This is a genomic window from Brevefilum fermentans, from assembly GCF_900184705.1.
In the GTDB taxonomy this organism is placed as follows: Bacteria; Chloroflexota; Anaerolineae; order Anaerolineales; family Anaerolineaceae; genus Brevifilum; species Brevifilum fermentans.
In genome coordinates this window covers 1,749,401-1,766,840 of the sequence record NZ_LT859958.1, presented here as the reverse complement: position 1 = coordinate 1,766,840, position 17,440 = coordinate 1,749,401, and the positions used below count along the sequence as shown (strand labels likewise).

The window sequence follows — 17,440 nt, the reverse complement described above, 5'->3', positions numbered from 1 at the left end:
GTCCATAAAAAGACTAGGGGCCATCCCAATAGCGGATTTGATCAACCCAAACCGTCAGATTATCGACATTCATACCGCCAACGAAAACACCAAAGCGTCCTTGAAGGTGTGTTGAATCAGAGATTTCATTGACTTTTTGACCATTGACATACAACGCTAAATTTGCGCCGCGTGCCATCACACCCAATTTATTGACCGCATCAGGGCCTTTTTTAACTGCATCGTTTGGTGTTAATCCAATCAATGAATGCATCACAGAGCCATCCCAGCGGCGCAGGCTATAACGACCATCACAGGTGATCCCGTACAAATAGCCTTTTCCTGCCTGTGAATCTGCTGGCACCCTGAACATAAGACCAAACTGGTCGCTGCCCTCGCACTCGGGCGTTTGCAGGGTCATTTCCAGGTAAAAATTGGCGATAGTTGGCCAGGTCACCCGCCAGCCATCAACTCCTGTGCTGGACGTCAATTTCAGGAAACCATTCTCAAATTTGATGGCGGTATATTTGTCCAAACCTGTTGGCCAGCCGTCGCCATCGTCCATGTTATCAACCCAGTCCGGATCTCCCAGGTTCAGAGTGGGGTCAGTACTAGCCAGGGTGGCTGTTAGTGTTGGCGGCGGCGTATGAGTCGGTGCGGGTGTTGGTTGAGGTTCTTCGAGTTCAGCAGGCTCAACCGCCTCGGTTTTGATGATTTCTTCTGTTGGCGAAGTAACCTCTATGATCGTCGTCGCTAAAGGTTCAATTTGGATCGGTGTGCCCGTTAAGATCTTTGAGATTTCCGTCGCCATGACATCTTCTGGATCCACAGCGGAATCGCTTTGAAAACCTGGAAAATGGCATCCCGAAAGGGCAAAAGCCAGGATGAGGATTGTGGTGATGAACAATTTTTTCATGGTTACCATCCATTCCTTGAAAATGAGAAGATTATTCCACAATGGGATAAAAATAATAGGCACCTGATTCTTTTCGATTAAGCTGTGATAATTTTAGCATGGAAAGGTGGTCTTGTCACCATCAGCATAACAACTGAAGGAACCATCACTTACAACTCCACCTTAATTATTTGGCATGTTAGAATGGAAAAACTTCTTCACACAGGTCTTTTTCAATGGATTTATGTAGCCATCAGGAGAAACCTTTTTGGTCGCACTTCCCGACATTTTTTCTTTTTCCTACCCATTCCGGGCATTGATTTTACTGCTCGAATTGAGAAGATTACTAAAAAAGACCACCCATTTCAATCAGCGATTTTTGAGTGGCGTGACAGAACTCCATGAGGAAGCACAGGGGACTTATGTGGCGACCACCGGCAGCTTCATGCAAAATGTGAATGATTGGACGGCAGGAAAACCGACCACCCTGTATACTGGACAGGCAATGATCAAGCTGAGCTATTCTTCGGTAGTCGGTAGAGCTTAATCGGTTCTGAGATGAGAGCTTTGTTAAAGAAAAAATCGCCACCTGGATAGCGATTTTTCTGTCGGGGCGAGAGGATTTGAACCTCCGACCTCTTACACCCCATGCAAGCGCGCTAGCCGGACTGCGCCACGCCCCGAACTAAGATCAAATTATAACCGCCTTTTTCCCGTTTGGCAAGCGAAAATTGGTTAATCAAGATCCGTTTGTTGCAAGAATTAAAATATTAACGCCCTCAGCAAATCTTTTTTAGGGCACCTGTCCAAACGCATAGAAGGTCGGAATGAACAGCACCCGTGTCCCCATTTTCCGTGCTTGTTCATCCTGTTGTAAAAAACGAGATAGCTCATTTGGGCTGAGGTGACCTTCAAGGTCAGCGCGTAGCATGGTCCATTCGGTTGGATCAATTGTCATTTGCGCTGAATGATGCCACTCAGCCCCCAGGATGCCAGTTTCAATTTTAATCAGCCCCGTTTGGATAAAAAGAGAGCGCAGCTTCCTGCCGATGCAGGGGTCGATGCCATGTGCTTGCAGAGATTCGGTTTGAAAAGCCCCGAGCAAATCCAGTGGCGGTGGGAAGTCGATGCGCGCCTGGTAATCCGGTTCAGCCAGAACCAATACCCAGCCACCGGAGTGTGTTACCCGCTGCATTTCGTTTAGAACTTGTTCAGGATGAGGCGTCCACATTAACAGGAAATGGCACAGAGATACCGCGAACTTGCCTGAAACAAAGGGCAAGTGGTGACCATCACCGATGATCTGGGAAAAGTTCTGGTGTTGATTTTTAGAAAAAACTACACTGGAACAATCAAGGTCAATTCCGATGGTATTGTGATAACCCTCATCAAGCAGAGACTGCAGTATCGCGCCGGTACCCGAGCCGACTTCAAGGATACTGTCATTCGGATCGAGTGAGATTTTATCGAAGATATATTGCCTGAGATGTGCCGTCCATCTAACCTGCTCCAAGTATCGACGATGCCATTCCTGGCGGTCGAGATTGCGGAAATCCTGCACTTTACCTGTTTCCCCAAATTTTTTCCCAGGGGTCTGTAAGAATATTGCCGAGAATTTGTTGATACAAACCCTGGCTTGGCAAGACATCGCCATCAGGTTCAACATAAAGCCATGCTTGACCAGCGCCTTCAGGTGCTTCAAACTCGCCTGATTGCTCCAATTCCAACGAAACCGGGTTGTTTTCAGAGTAGGGCACGGGCATATCCCATACAAGATCCAGTTGAAGAACGGCGGCGAAGTTGCGCAGGTCTTCAAGCTCTGAAGCCAGGTCAAGTGATGCACTGGTCAGCGAAATAGCGTGAACGCCCATCGCTGCCATGCGTTGCAGGTGGAAGTGGAGATCTTCCCCTGCCTTAAGGGTGAGGTGCACAGTGGTGTGGATATCATCAGAAAGCACCTTTTCCAGCACTTCCCATGCGGCAGGGCTATCCGGGTTAAAAACAATCATCAAGTGATCCAACCCATTCATCAACAGCATACTTCGATAGGCGTCCTCTTCTAATTTCAGCCCATCGGTCAACAACCCGGTTACCAGACCCAATTGCTCAGCCTTCAAGATTAGGTCAGGCAAGTCTTCACGCAATGTCGGTTCTCCACCGGTGAACAGGAGATGAGGTATGCCCTGCTCAAAGGCTTTCTGGAAGATGACCTCCCATTCATCTGTAGTTAATTCGCGATCAACCCGGTCGAGAGGTGCTGCTTCCCTGTAGCTTTCATCTGAGACCTGGTAGGTCAGGGCGCAATCTAAGCGGTAAGGTGCAGAGATCTCTGCCGAATAAGGTTCCTGGCGTTCAATGTCGAGATAGGTTACAGGGTCAAGTCCCGGGGTTTCAATCAGGGTATTGATTCGGTCGATGAAGTATTGATAGTCCTGGCGTACTTGTTCCCGGTCGATCTTATACCTTTTTGAAACTACATTGACCACAGTTTCGGGATCTGTACCCTCGATCAAGTGATAGGCATACTCCGATGCCGTTTGATTCAGATGAAGCACGGTTGCCGCATTGATGATCAGCAGGCTGTTGCCGTCATGCTCAACCCGCAGGTGAAGACGATATTGACGTTCCTCCTCGGGTGGTGTTTGGTATGAGTACATGCCAGCAGGCAAAGGCTTTTTTTTAGTGAATAAATCCTTGAAGGTGTCGATCAGGTTGGGCATAGAAACTCCAATTACATTCTAAAACAGGGGATATTTGATGGGATGAATGGATTGATGCTGGCGAGCAAGCGGGCATCCTCCGCCACATTCCGGTAAAAAATCGCAGCTTCGGCATCCTTCGGGGATATCTTGCCGGTTGCGCAGTTGCACAGCCAAGGGGTGCTCCCAAATTTCTTGCCAGGCATTTTCAAAGAAATTTCCCAGAGACTGGTAATAGGATTGGCAGGGGATTACATCACCGTTGGATTCAATGCACATGTTATACAGGGCAGCCGTGCAACCCTTGATTCCCAGGTCGAGCTGAAGGGGATTGAAATGACAATACTGTGTAGGCGTATACCAAATCAACCGCTGACCGTGGGATTGGGTTATTTGGCGAGCGCTTTCCAGTAACGGCGGAAGCTCTGTTTCTTTTAAGCCTGTATCTACGGTTTCACCTTTGCCTGAATAGATCAGGGCGTTGAGACCCACGGTTGGAACGCCAAGCTGAGCCAGGAAGATCAAGGTGGCATCAATGGATGGAGCGTTGTGTGTCAACAGTGTGGTGTTGGTCATCACATATAAGGGTGTGGACAGCACATTCCTTATGCCTGCCACAGTTTGAGACCAGGCATCTTTTGCAACGACCATTTGGTTGTGGATATTGGGATCGTGGGATTCGATGGTAATTTGTACATGGTCAAGGCCGGCTTCAACCAGTTTTGTCAGGTAAGATTGATCTGCCAGTTTTCGCCCATTCGTATTCAAACCGGTAATCAAGCCCTTCTCTTCGGCATAGGCAACCAATTCTGGCAAGCCCTGGTACAAAGTTGGTTCTCCTCCTGTGAACACAACATGAGGGATACCCAAATCCCAAATTTGATCTATGATTTTCTTCCATGTCTCAACGGTCAATTCTGGGTAGTTGCGAGCTCGGGCGTTGTAACAGTGATGGCAGTCGTTATTGCATCGATAGGTGAGCGCCAGATCCATTCGGTAGGGAGCGCTGGGAGTCGCTTTGAACGGTGGTGTTGTTTCCAGGTTCAGCTCGCAAATTGGGCAACCGCCATTCGGGTTGACCAGGTCTTCTAATTGTGCCGTGAATTCAAAAATGTCTTGCAGTACATTTAATCTTGATACCTTAAACTGGCGACGTAAAACGCGTGCAGCATATTCAGGTGTATGACCTTCAAGATGAAGATATGCCATCAACGCAGCTGACGGGTTGAGATGAACAACCCGGTTTGCGTTCGCAATTAATAACCCGCTTCCATCGGCGTCTATTCTGAGGTGAAGGCGCACTTTTCCATCTTCTCCCTCACGAAGATAATGATGCAAGCCGGGAGTGGGGCCAACCCCTTTTTTGAATAACTGGGTGAACCTGTCAATCGCTTTGTTCAAAACGTTCATCATCCAATTTCATATCGTTTGCTACTCTTAACGTCCACCGCCCGCACAAGCGCATGCACAGCCAGCACAGGCGCAGGCACAAGCACAGGAACTACCGCCGCCGCCCCCGCCCCCGCCGCGAAAGCCGCCAGACCCGGATGAACTGCTGACCGGTATCGGGTTGGTGCGAGAGGTAATGCTATTTGTGAAGGAGGTCAGGTTGCCGATCACCCCTGCAGACATCGCGGTAGCGCCGTTAATGACATTAGCGGCAAAATTTGAACCCGGGATATTGGGTAACGAGACTTTTCCTCCGCCAGGTGCCGTTTTTTGCGCGGGAACCGGGTTTGACGTTGTGCCGCCGATGCTGCGGCGATAGGAGGGCGAGTAACGGGGCCACCACACAGGGACGAAGACCGGGCCGGTAGTAAAAGTGCGCCGGGTGCGCTCCTGGTATCTATCATCGAGCATGGTCCATTCCATGGCCTGGTTGTAGCGTTCACTTTTAACTTCGGGTGTATCGGATTCCTCAACCATTTTCCATGCCCTTTGCATAATATCTTTGTAATAGGCAACGGTTTCTTTATGGCTGAAGCCCTTCATTTTTGCCGAAACACTCTTGACCAGGGTCACCATCAAATTTTGCATGGCTGTTCTGCGTTGTACTCCGCTCAGCGCGATTGCCTCTAAAAATTCAGTTTCATAGGCATGCAAACCCTCCGGAAGGGGTTTGCTGGCGATAACCTCGAGGGGATCTTCTTTGACGACGGTCGCGGCCTCTTTTTTTAGCACACCGAACAGGATCATGGTGAAAATTTTATCCATGGGCTGTTCCATTAGGATTGCTGCTTCAACCGCGGTGAGACCACGTTTGATCCCGTTGCCTTCGATCTTCATCTTCGGTGGGAGGTAAGCCATCTTACGTTTATTGGCTCCAATGGTTGCCTGGTAAAACACAAAGCCAAACATACCGATAAAGAATGTGCCTATTCCACAGCAGCATAAGTTGTTACTGAAGAATGCGAAAAACGACGGTAGAAACCCCTGTGGCTCCCTGACAATGCCCGGCGTCGTATCTTGAGGTGGTTTGGTGATTAATGTATCCTCAGGAACCAACCGGCTGGGGAAAGCGGCGCCAAAGAGATATCGGGTGTGCACGTTGGCGTTAGTTGTAAACCATGAATAGTACACCCGTTCCTCGGCTTCAGTTCTGCCGGTATCATCGGGCGAAGAATCTCCAGGCCAGCCCTGTGGGGTGTAATAGACACCCTCGTTGTCACCCACGCCAGGCGGCAGGATGATGGTCATCCGGTAATGGGTTTGGGTGCTGCGCTCATAATTTGCATCAAACCAGTTGGGAGTGAACTGGAAATTGGTGTAATCTTCCCGGTCACCGCCATCATATGCAGAGAGCACATTTTTGATGCCCGGGATCCAGATGGTAACCAGTCCGGATTGACCGGGCGGAATTGAATCGCTTTCAAGTGCCAGGGCAAACCCATTGGGCACATAAGGCGAGCTTTCAATTTTATTGATTGCCTTTCCATCAATTTCAGCCTGGATTGAAGCCAGATTATATGCAGAAGAAGGCATACCGATGTCAACAAAATCAATTGGGTCAGCATTAGCGCTGTTTTGAAATTGGATGTAATACCACAGCGAAAGGGAACCATCGTCTTCAACATAAGCTTCCACTTCCATCACCGTGACTTCAAATCGATAGTTTTGGGCAGATACTGATGCAGGAAAAACAAACTGCAAGATCAGGATTAGAAAAAGGACAAGCTTAATAATTCTTTTCATAGGTCACCATTTGGGTTCTTCGGTTAACTGGTAAGTTGTCGAACAATGCGGACACTCCACCACCGGAGCGCCGGCAATCATTTTTACATCCTTAGACGTAATTGGGCCGCCGCAGGCCTGACATTTGATCGTATCCATCCCGACCTGACCGGGCAGGTCAATGTTCAGGTTGACAACCTGGTCACCGGCTTTTTGCGGGGGACTGAGTTTGGTGCCGATAAAAATCAAGCCAAAACCAATGACCATGCCGACCAGGCCGATCAAAATCCAGGCAGGTTGTCCCTCAGGGCTGAACCCGCCCAGGATGAACAGGAAGGAAAAGATGATAAATATTCCAGCAGCAATAAAGGCGATTATCTTTCCAGCGCGCATTGCATCTCCTTTGATCGTCTATTCATTAATATGACTAATTTTAACGCATCTTGAATGATTAATCCTGAGATTATCACAGGCATTTCCCAGAAAGAGAACAATTATCTTTGACAACTCTTATCTTAGCATATAATTCGCGAGAAGTTGTTGCCTATTGCGGTTACATTATCTTTGTCAACGAGCTCGCTCAATATGAATGATGAATTCGTCCTCAGAATTGTTAAAAACAAATTACCATGCTATTTGCAAGCGCTGAATTTGATGGCTAAAGCAGTCTTGCATGAAATTTTGTCAATATTCCAGGCAGAACGGGTTGGAACGAATTGGCGTTGCTGCGAGTAGCTGCCCAACCCATTGCTGATGAATTGGGTCAGACGGGGATCAAAGATTGTCTCACCTTTACACAAACAAGATTAAAGTTGCAAAATAGTTTTTGTTGAACGGGTTGACCCTGTGTTGCTTCTTCAACAAATGCTCGATTATCTAAAAGAAGAAAGATCGCCTTCTCCAGGGAGGGTGTCTAAAAGGTCAATCAGTACATCGAAATTTCGCACCCGGTGACAATGTAATTTTAATAAAACTTTTTTGGGATTGTCTTTCTCGCGCAGCGTGAGAAACTGGTTTTGCAGTGACAGATTTATTTTATTGTTTGGAAATTCAACCATTTTAATAAATATTCTGTTTTGATCTACCTGCAGGTGTTTGTGAAAATACAGCTTTTCACCCATCAGCAGGCGATCTTGGCATTTTCTAATCAATTCTGGCAAAATTTTACCGCGAAGATTTTCGATCATTTCGAGGATTTTTCTATACCGGTTGCGAATCACCAACCGCTGACGGTCGGCATTTTCCAGGATGATCTTCACGCGCAGACTGACCGTTGAGCCGCCAAAGGAGATTCGCGAGATGTGACTGTCAAACCGGGTGGTATCCGCATAAAGCCAGGAACGTGTGCGCTTCGCTTTTATTTGCACCATTCCTTTTTCATAAAGAGTAACGCCATCCTGCCAAAAAAGGACCGCCAGGCTGATCGCCAGAACACCAGCAATCAACATGCCTGCATACAGGATTGCCGGATAAAAAATGACGTTTAAAAGAACTGCCCTGCCATGGATATTGATTCTGTCCCAGGTGTTGATGCCAAGTAAAACAATGAAGCCGATTGAAGCCAAGACGGTCAGTCCACCCAGGAACACGGTCAGCCAGCGCCTCAAACCCTGGTTTTGAACCGGGTGGTTCTCCAATATATTCCCCAACTGATCTCGACGAGGATCAGCATTTGAGGGGTGTTTGAGGTTTGTCTGGGTCATAATGATGATCGGTGAGGCTTATGTCTTGGATGGTAGGCTGCGAGAGAGGACATCGATCATTGAAAAAGCTCTTGATGCGCCTTCAGCAACACAGGTGGTGGGATTATCAACAAGATAAGCAGGAATGCCCAGGGATGCAGTCAGGTAACGATCGATGCCGGCTAAAAGAGCAGTACCACCGCACAAAGCCACACCACGATCGATGATATCGGAAATCAATTCAGGGGGAGTTTTCTCTAACACCCGGCGAATGGTCCCGGCGATGTTTTCAAGCGGTGTTTGTAAGGCTTCTACGATATCATCTGTCGTAATTGTGGCAGGTCTGGGTAAACCTGAAACCTGATCCTGCCCTTGGATTTGCATGGATTGCGGGTTGTCTTTAGGAAGTGCAGCACCGATTTGAATTTTGAGTTGTTCCGCGGTGGGCTGTCCAATGATCAAGCCAAATTTACGGCGCACAAAGCTGATGATGGCTTCATCCAATTCAAGCCCAGCTACACGGGATGTTTCAGCAGAGACCAGGCTGTGCATGGCAAGCACTGCTGCCTGTGAAGTTCCCCCACCAAGGCAAATGATCATGTTGCCGGTGGGTGCACCAATGGGTAGATCAATGCCAATAGCGCCAGCCAATGGCTGCTGGATCAGATACACATCACGGCTGCCCGCGCCAAGACCGGCTTCGTAGACGGCGCGCCGCTCCACACTGGTGATGCCAAAGGGCACGGTGATCATCAGTTTGGGGCGAAATAAAAGCATGCGCCCGGTCACCATACGCACCATTTCGCGTAGAAAATTTTCTGTAATCTCGTATTCAGCGATGACACCAAAGCGCATCGGCCGGATGACCTCAATGTTTTCAGGTACCCTGCCCATCATATTAAGCGCTGATTTTCCAATCTCAACCAGTTTGAGTTCATCCAGAAGAATGGCGACTATAGTGGGCTCCTGGAGGAGGATGTCTTTGCCTTCGACAATACGGGTGTTCAAAGTGCCTAAATCAATACCTAATTCATGAGAGAGACTTGCCACATGTGCCTTCCTTGGTTTGGAATGAAATCGATAAAATTCAATTATAAATCAAAAATAGACTAACTCTATCTTACCAAATCTACCAGGCTTTGATAAGAGAATGGATAAAAGTGTTAGCGGTTTTTTTCTTATCCTTCCTGGCATAAACCTGGATATTCAAATCCATAACTTGAACAGGTTTGCAATAATTGTACGACAAATCGCGCCAAGGTATACTTAAGCTCGATAATTGATGATTAGTTCTCCGAGGAATGGACACCTGAAAGTATTTTGTTGCCCACTCGTATATTAGAAGTCGGTTAACCAGAAATTAGTCGAAATTTGGTTGTTATTTATTGGTAATTGTGAGGGCTAAAACCCCTGATTGGGAGCGTTAGAATGACGGATGTGGATCTAAAGTACGAGGCCGCGCTGGATTTTTTGTATAGTTTTATCGACTATAGCTTAAAACGAAATTTTCGTTATTCTGCTGAAAAATTCAACCTTGACCGCATGAACAAATTAATGCATTTGCTGGACAATCCGCAAAATGATTTTCAGATCATCCACATTGCTGGGACCAAGGGGAAGGGTTCGGTTTCCGCTATGTGTGCCAGCGTTCTCAACGCGCAGGGATATAAAACCGGGTTATACACCTCGCCCCACATGGTGAATTTTGCTGAACGTATCCAGGTCAATGGGGATACCATCTCAAAAGCTGAACTGGTTACGATTGTCGAGACCTTGAAATCGGTCGTGGCACAGGTTCCTGAAATAACCACTTTTGAGTTAACAACCGCATTAGCCTTCGTTTACTTTTCGAAAGTGAACGTCGATTATGCCATTGTTGAGGTTGGGCTGGGTGGTCGGTTGGACGCGACAAACGTTGTTTTACCAATAATTTCTGTAATCACCTCCATCTCTTACGATCATGAAAAGATTTTAGGGAATACGCTCTCTGAAATTGCCCGGGAAAAGGGCGGCATCATCAAACCAAATATTCCAGTGGTGATTGCACCCCAGAAAATGGAGGCGCTTCTCAGGTTAAAGGAGATTGCACAGAAAAAAAATGCCTCCGTCATTCAAGTGGGCAGAGACTATCTTTACGCAGCAGACTCGCACAGCCTGGAAGGACAAACCTTTTTGGTGTGGACGCCTGAGGAACAGCCACTGGTAGACACGTTTATCGAGTCAGCAGGGCGTGACATTTGGAGTCCCATGCGCTTAAAAATCCCATTACTGGGATTTCACCAGATTGAAAATGCCGCTACTGCATACGCAACCCTGAGAACCTTGGAAAAACATGGTGTTGAAATTACCCAAAAGGCATATCGCACTGGCTTTGCTTCCGTTCAATGGCCGGGGCGAATGGAAATCCTTGACCATCGCCCAACCGTGGTGATTGATTCAGCGCATAACCGTTATTCAGCGCTGGTTTTAAGGAAAGCCATGGATGACTATTTTCCGGGTTTGCCAATCGTGCTGGTTTTTGGCGCTTCAGAAGATAAGGATATTGACGGGATGTTCCAGGAACTGCTTCCAAGAGTGTGGAAGGTGATCGCTACCCAGTCCACGCATCCACGCTCTATTGATGCACAGGAAATTGTCCAGCTTGCCCACCGTTTTGGTCGACCCGCACAAGCCATCGTCCCCTTCGAAGATGCAATGATCGCAGCATTGGAAGAAGCCGGGCGGGAATCAGTTGTATTGGTGACAGGCAGCATATTTATCGCCGCGGCTGCCAGAGATACTTATTCAACTTTGAAACGTGATATTGAAAACAATCACTTGTAAAACCAGCAGCGATTGGGTCATTCAATTCTTTGGAGTTTTTATGAACAATGACGATTGGTACCACAACGATGACGAACACGACGATCTGATGGGTAATATCCATCAGAGGACAGAAGAGTTGTACCGCATTTTAAGCTGGGAATTGGACGAGGATGGCTTTTTCACTTGTCCGGCTATTGTGCTGGAGGATGTCGTGGTGTTCCCTCATATGATCTCACCGGTATTTCTCAGTGACGAGGCATCGACATTGGCAATTGAAGCTGCCCAGGAGGAAAACAGGACGGTTATCGCGTTATACTTCGATGACGATGCTCCTGAAGATAGCCGTGAACGATTTTTGTCGATTGGGATGGATATTGCAGTTGGGCGCATCCTCACTTTACTGGGTGGTGAGCATTCTGCGTTGGTGCAAGGGCGCCGACGAGTTGAAATTGCAGAAATTGTGCAAATAGAACCTTATTACATTGTGAAAGTGCGTCCGGTTAATGATAGTTACCGCATTACCCGTCATTTGACTGCTATGATGAGGACTTCACGAAATTTATTTGAGCGCTGTGTTTCGCTAAATGAAAACCTCCCTGAAGAAGCGCACCTTTTTTCAATCAATATCAGTGATCCGGGTTGGCTGGCGGATATGATTGCTACCTCACTGCCGCTAACGATTGAGACACGCAAACACCTGTTAAGGCTCATCCATCCTGCTGACAGATTAAAGGCCGTAAACCAAATTTTGGCTGAAGAATTGGAAGTATTGGAACTCGAGGATGAGATTCAAGCCCAGGTTAAAACGGAAGTTGATCGATCGCATCGGGAATATTATCTGCGTGAACAAATGAAAGCGATCCAGATGGAACTGGGGGAAGACGATCTCTGGAGTCAGGAAATCCGTGGACTGGCAGAAAAGATCCAAGCATTGAACCTTCCCGAAGCAGTTTCTGCACAGGCTACACGGGAATTACAGCGGTTGCAGCAATTACCGCCGTTAGCTCCCGAAGTGGGCATTATTCGCACTTACCTGGATTGGATTGTGGAGCTTCCATGGACTGAAACCACTGAGGACAACCTGGACGTTTTGCATGTATCACGCGTGCTGGAAAAAAACCATTACGGCTTAAAAATGGCCAAAGACCGCATCCTGGAATACATAGCCGTTCGCAGCTTGAAACCCAAGCGCTTGCACCAGCCGATTCTCTGTTTTGTGGGGCCGCCCGGTACGGGAAAAACTTCTTTGGGTAAGTCCATTGCCAGTGCACTGGGGCGCAATTTTGTCAGGTTGTCCCTGGGTGGAGTGCGGGATGAAGCCGAGATTAGGGGGCATCGCCGAACCTATATCGGTGCGATGCCGGGCAGAATCATTCAGACGATGCGCCGCTCCGGGACACTGAACCCACTGTTTATGCTGGATGAAATTGACAAATTAGGCACGGATTTTAGGGGAGACCCATCTTCCGCACTCTTGGAGGTGTTGGATCCAGAACAAAATGATGCCTTTTCCGATCACTACCTGGAGGTCGATTATGACCTTTCGAACGTCATTTTTATTACTACTGCCAACACGCTGGGTACGATCCCTCCTGCGTTATTAGATCGGTTGGAAGTGATTGAATTTTCAGGGTATATCGAAGATGAAAAAATTAAGATTGCCAAACGCTTTCTGATTCCAAGGCAACTTGAAGAGACCGGGATTGACGAAGAGGGTGTTCAGTTTTCTGAACAGGCTTTAATGAAGATCATCCGTGAATACACCTTTGAAGCGGGCGTTCGCAATCTCGAACGTGAAGTTGGACGTGTTTTACGAAAAATTGCCCGCTTGAAGACTGAAAAAAAGCGATTTCCAAAGAAGATAACAGCATCAGCGATCCGGCGTTTTTTAGGACCGCAGCAATTCTTTGAGACCGAAGCTGAAGGCGACGATGAAGCGGGCGTAGCGACCGCCTTGGCGTGGACGGAAAATGGCGGAGAAATAATGCCGGTTGAGGTTCTAATCCTTGATGGCAAGGGTAATTTGCAAATTACCGGTCAAATTGGGGAAGTGATGCAAGAATCAGCACAGGCGGCGCTTTCATACCTCAAATCCAGGGCTGAATACCTGAATATTGACGGAGAAATATTTGAAAACATTGACGTTCACCTGCATGTTCCCGAGGGCGCCATTCCTAAAGATGGACCCAGCGCAGGGATTACGATTGCTACGGCACTGATCTCAGCCTTCACCGGCAGGCCCAGTAATCATATGGTGGCGATGACAGGCGAGATCACCTTGCGCGGTCGGGTCCTCCCTGTTGGCGGGATCAGGGAAAAAGTGTTGGCTGCACATCGAGTTGGATTGAAAAAAGTGATTATCCCTGAAAAGAATGCCAAAGACCTGGAGGATATTCCCAAACCGGTTTTGAAAGATGTGGAAATTATCCCGGTTAAGCATATGGATGAAGTTCTGCCAATTGCATTGCATGAAGCAACGCCCAATCTAAAAACGACTCGGCGGAAAAATTCGGGTTAAAACGATAGTATCCCCCGGCGGAACATTGTTCTAATGATTTGTCTGAAGCTGTTTTTTTAGAAATGGTTAGAAAAAACCATGCAACCTATTCTTTGTGGATTGCATATATTTCATCCTGCAGGGATTTAATACCGTTTCGAACCTGAGTGATCAATCGGTCAAGATGCAGTTCAAGTCCGGTGAGGGTTTCAAGGATGTAATTGTCGGCTTCCCGCTGTGATATTTCGGACTCCTGGCGTGATTGGTTAATAATTTCCTCAGCGCGCATTTTCGCGGATTGAATGATCTCATTATCTTCCAGGGTTTTTTCTGCTTTTTCGCGAGCCAGCGCAATTGTCCGGTTGGCTTCTTCTTTAGCCTGGGCAAGGATACGGTCGCGTTGGGCGATCACCTGTTGTGCTTTTTTAATCTCTTCAGGAATGGCAACACGCATCTGATCGATCAAATCCAACATGCGGTCCTCATCGACAATAACACTGTGCGTCAGCCAGATGGGTCGGCTTTCATTAAACAGTTCTTCTAAGCGATCTACAAGATGCAAAATATCCATTCCAACCTCCGTGTCGACATTACATCTGAAACGTTGCAAGCATTATACCAATATTAACATATCTTTTCATATATTTCGATATCAATCTCGTAATGAGGTGAGTGGGACGATATCCTGTTCTTCACCTAAAACATTAAAACGGCTTTTCAGGGCTGCTTCCACGTGTGGTGGGACAAAACTCGAGACATCCCCACCCAGGGCTGCGACCTCTCGGACCGTTGTTGATGAGAGGAAAGTGTGTTCTTCGTTTGTGATCAGGGCAATCACATCAATGCTGGGCTCAAGCCGATTATTAGCCAGCGCCATGCGAAATTCATACTCGAAATCTGAAAAAACACGTAAACCCCGAACAATAGCCTGGGCGCCCACTTTTTTTGCAACTTTAACCGTCAACCCCGTATAGCCAATCACATGTATGGACTTGTAATCTATGAAAGCTTCCTGCACCAGCGCCAGGCGTTCTTGCGGAGAAAAGAGGATGTTACGTTGTTCTTTGGCGTACACGGCAACATACACCTCATCAAAGAGATTCGCTGCCCGTTTGGCAATATTGATATGCCCGTAATGAATGGGGTCAAAGGTCCCGGGGAACAAAACAATAGTCATTTCAGCTCATATCTCCTTCTTTGTTTGGCCAAAAATGCTCCATGGCCTGGCGCATCAGATGATGCTCTTCAGCCTGGAGGGTTGGATCGTTTTCAAAGACTTGCTGGGCATAATTCCTTGCCGTTTCGATGAGATGTACGTCGGTCAGGCTTGCCAACCGCAAACCAGCGTACCCCGATTGGCGGGTTCCAAGGAATTCTCCTGGGCCGCGTTGTTTTAAATCATGTTCTGCCAGGACGAATCCATCATGTGTGCTGACCATTGCCAGTAGGCGTTCGTTTTCCACCTTATCGCTCGTCTGGGGGATCAAGAAACAATAGGATTGCTCAGCACTGCGCCCAACCCGCCCCCGCAGTTGATGTAATTGGGCTAAACCAAACCGGTCGGCGCCTTCAATGATCATGATGGTTGCATTGGGGATATCAACGCCCACTTCGATGACCGTCGTAGAGACGAGGATATCAAACTGATGGTCGCGAAATTGCCGCATGATGGCATCTTTTTCATCAGCGCGAAGCCGTCCGTGTATCAAGCCAAGGCGTAAATCGGGAAAGATTTCAGATTGTAAACGTTCATATTCCTGGACAGCAGCCAACACCTCTTCATTTTCACCCTGCTCAACAAGGGGATAGATGATAAAAGCTTGATGTCCACGATTGATCTGTATTCTCACCAGGTTATAGATGCGTTCTCTTTCAACCGGGTAGTTAATGTAGGTTTTTACGGGCTGCCTACCGGGCGGCATTTCATCGAGGACACTGAGATCTAAATCTCCATAGACTGTGAGGGCTAAGGAACGTGGGATGGGTGTGGCTGTCATCACCAGTAGGTGAGGATTGTCTCCTTTTTCTCTGAGCGCTGCGCGTTGTGAAACGCCAAATCGGTGTTGTTCATCAACCACAACAAATTGTAAATCGTTAAAAACGACCGGGTCTTCGATTAAGGCGTGGGTGCCGATCACCAATTTGACCCACCCCTGTGCCAACCCTTCCAATATTTCGTGTCTTTCCCTGGACGGGGTATCGCCAATCAACAGGCGGATTTGAGATTCTTCGAGTAACGGATGATGATCCGACGATGTTGTCAGTAATTGTTTAAGGTTTTTGTAATGCTGCTCTGCCAAGATGCTGGTGGGCGCCATATAGGCTGCCTGCGATCCGGACCTGACAACCATAGCGATACCCAAACCTGCGATGATTGTTTTTCCCGATCCAACGTCGCCCTGAAGCAGACGATTCATGGGTCTGCCAGAATCAAGATCTGCCCGAAGGTCAGAGAGAACTTTTTGTTGTGCATCTGTCAGTGAGAACGGCAATCGGTTGAGCTGGTTGTTCAGCCAATCGTCATCGACCGGAAACTTTCGCCCCTCTGCATTGATCCACTCATGTTTCTGCCGCAAAACGCCTAATTGAAGCAGGAAGATTTCATCAAAAGCCAGACGGTGACGAGCTTTTAGAAGATTATCATGGTTTTCCGGGAAATGGATTTCTTTCAGTGCCGTTGGCAAATCCATCAAGCTGGCATCTTCAAGGATATATTCGGTTAAATATTCCGGGATCTTTGGAGCCCAATTTTCCAGGACGGAAAAAATGACTCGCCGTAGCCAGCGCTGGTTCAACCGCGCGGTAAGGGGATATACAGGAACGATGCGTTTGGTGTTGATTTGTTCTTGCGAAATTTTCTCATAATCAGGGTGGTACATGACCAGCCTGCCCATATACTGTTCAATTTTCCCCGAAATTGATATAAACATATTCTTACGGAGCTGCCGAAGATGGTAGATTTGATTAAACCACATCAACTGGATGCTGCCTGTATTATCTGAGACTACCGCCTGTATGATTTTGCGATTCTTATCTCGAGACGAGAAGGTACCGACCCGATCAACGCAGGCGATGATCGTGACTTCATCTCCGTAGGTGAGATCCTTGATGAGCTTCATTTTTGTGTAATCATCGTAGCGGCGTGGGAAGAAATAGATCAAGTCTTCCACGGTGAAGATGCCAAGTTTGCTCAATAACTGCGATTGCTTTTGCCCGATCCCATGAACCGTGTTGGTGGGCGAGAGAAAGGGGTCGGGGAGGGCATTGGCAGGTATGGGTGCTGCACCTCCTGAGGGCTTTCTCGAAGATGCACGACTTGTTGTTTGCGTGACCTTCGGGAGCATCTGGGTTGGTTTTGATGGATCGTTTTGAGTTTCCTTGGGAATTTGTGGTTGTTCCAGCGCTTTTGCCCCAGGAAGGTGTTTAATGCCGGGGTTATCCAGGATTTGGCCGATTTGCTTTATAGCCTGAGCGCGTTTCTGGATCGATAAATCGGAGTAGCCTTTGAGAATGTCCGCGACCTGCTGAATTTCTCCTTCCGGCACTCCGTCACCGCGTGCGTCAGCTTGCCAGATTTCGGTCAATTTTGTTAAACCGCCGACTACTGCCTTATCAGAATAATTTAAATCTGCTTCCAGTTTGAATATTTTATACAACTTCTCAATAGATCGAAACATGATCACTAATGGCCTTTTCAATTGTTAGTCATTTT

At 47.6% G+C, this 17,440-nt stretch carries 14 protein-coding genes and 1 tRNA gene; 3 read left to right on the top strand and 12 right to left on the bottom strand.

Annotated features, from left to right (window positions below; all coding sequences use genetic code 11):
• Positions 1–13: 13 nt before the first annotated feature.
• Positions 14–895, bottom strand: coding sequence for a family 16 glycoside hydrolase (locus CFX1CAM_RS07780; protein WP_157891794.1), 882 nt, complete (start codon positions 893–895; stop codon positions 14–16).
• Positions 896–1,142: 247 nt separating this feature from the next.
• Between CFX1CAM_RS07780 and CFX1CAM_RS11510 the strand changes: the two genes are divergently transcribed.
• Entirely contained in the window at positions 1,143–1,421 is a 279-nt protein-coding gene (locus CFX1CAM_RS11510; protein ID WP_087862477.1) for a hypothetical protein, read from the top strand.
• A 61-nt stretch (positions 1,422–1,482) separates the two neighbouring features.
• Here CFX1CAM_RS11510 and CFX1CAM_RS07770 read toward each other — a convergent pair.
• The 8 genes from CFX1CAM_RS07770 to mreB all read right to left on the bottom strand — a co-directional run bounded on the left by CFX1CAM_RS07770 (position 1,483) and on the right by mreB (position 9,476).
• A tRNA-Pro gene (locus CFX1CAM_RS07770) sits at positions 1,483–1,557 on the bottom strand.
• Positions 1,558–1,667: 110 nt separating this feature from the next.
• Positions 1,668–2,435, bottom strand: coding sequence for a class I SAM-dependent methyltransferase (locus CFX1CAM_RS07765; protein ID WP_157891791.1), 768 nt, complete (start codon positions 2,433–2,435; stop codon positions 1,668–1,670).
• Between the two features lies 1 nt (position 2,436).
• Complete coding sequence (locus CFX1CAM_RS07760) at positions 2,437–3,594, bottom strand: radical SAM protein (protein ID WP_087862475.1); 1,158 nt, start codon at positions 3,592–3,594, stop codon at positions 2,437–2,439.
• Positions 3,595–3,612: 18 nt separating this feature from the next.
• Entirely contained in the window at positions 3,613–4,986 is a 1,374-nt protein-coding gene (locus tag CFX1CAM_RS07755; protein ID WP_087862474.1) for a radical SAM/SPASM domain-containing protein, read from the bottom strand.
• Between the two features lie 24 nt (positions 4,987–5,010).
• Positions 5,011–6,765, bottom strand: a complete 1,755-nt coding sequence (locus CFX1CAM_RS11600; protein WP_087862473.1) for a hypothetical protein — start codon at positions 6,763–6,765, stop codon at positions 5,011–5,013.
• A 3-nt stretch (positions 6,766–6,768) separates the two neighbouring features.
• On the bottom strand, positions 6,769–7,137 hold the full coding sequence (locus CFX1CAM_RS07745) for a hypothetical protein (protein ID WP_087862472.1): 369 nt from the start codon (positions 7,135–7,137) through the stop codon (positions 6,769–6,771).
• A 479-nt stretch (positions 7,138–7,616) separates the two neighbouring features.
• A complete protein-coding gene (locus CFX1CAM_RS07740; protein WP_087862471.1) occupies positions 7,617–8,447 on the bottom strand; it encodes a DUF6585 family protein in 831 nt (276 codons plus the stop codon).
• Positions 8,448–8,465: 18 nt separating this feature from the next.
• Positions 8,466–9,476 (bottom strand): rod shape-determining protein, encoded by a 1,011-nt coding sequence (gene mreB, locus CFX1CAM_RS07735; protein WP_087862470.1) that lies wholly within the window; start codon positions 9,474–9,476, stop codon positions 8,466–8,468.
• A 378-nt stretch (positions 9,477–9,854) separates the two neighbouring features.
• Here mreB and CFX1CAM_RS07730 point away from each other — a divergent pair, with 378 nt between their 5' ends.
• Both CFX1CAM_RS07730 and lon read left to right on the top strand, forming a co-directional pair.
• Complete coding sequence (locus CFX1CAM_RS07730) at positions 9,855–11,249, top strand: bifunctional folylpolyglutamate synthase/dihydrofolate synthase (protein WP_087862469.1); 1,395 nt, start codon at positions 9,855–9,857, stop codon at positions 11,247–11,249.
• A 40-nt stretch (positions 11,250–11,289) separates the two neighbouring features.
• Positions 11,290–13,749, top strand: coding sequence for an endopeptidase La (gene lon, locus CFX1CAM_RS07725; RefSeq protein ID WP_087862468.1), 2,460 nt, complete (start codon positions 11,290–11,292; stop codon positions 13,747–13,749).
• An 85-nt stretch (positions 13,750–13,834) separates the two neighbouring features.
• Here the strand turns inward: lon and CFX1CAM_RS07720 are convergent, their stop codons facing one another.
• The 3 genes from CFX1CAM_RS07720 to recG form a co-directional block, all read right to left on the bottom strand.
• Positions 13,835–14,299, bottom strand: a complete 465-nt coding sequence (locus CFX1CAM_RS07720) for an ATP synthase subunit B family protein (RefSeq protein ID WP_087862467.1) — start codon at positions 14,297–14,299, stop codon at positions 13,835–13,837.
• An 81-nt stretch (positions 14,300–14,380) separates the two neighbouring features.
• Entirely contained in the window at positions 14,381–14,905 is a 525-nt protein-coding gene (gene coaD / locus CFX1CAM_RS07715) for a pantetheine-phosphate adenylyltransferase (protein WP_087862466.1), read from the bottom strand.
• A 1-nt stretch (position 14,906) separates the two neighbouring features.
• A complete protein-coding gene (recG, locus tag CFX1CAM_RS07710) occupies positions 14,907–17,405 on the bottom strand; it encodes an ATP-dependent DNA helicase RecG (RefSeq protein WP_087862465.1) in 2,499 nt (832 codons plus the stop codon).
• Positions 17,406–17,440 lie beyond the last annotated feature (35 nt).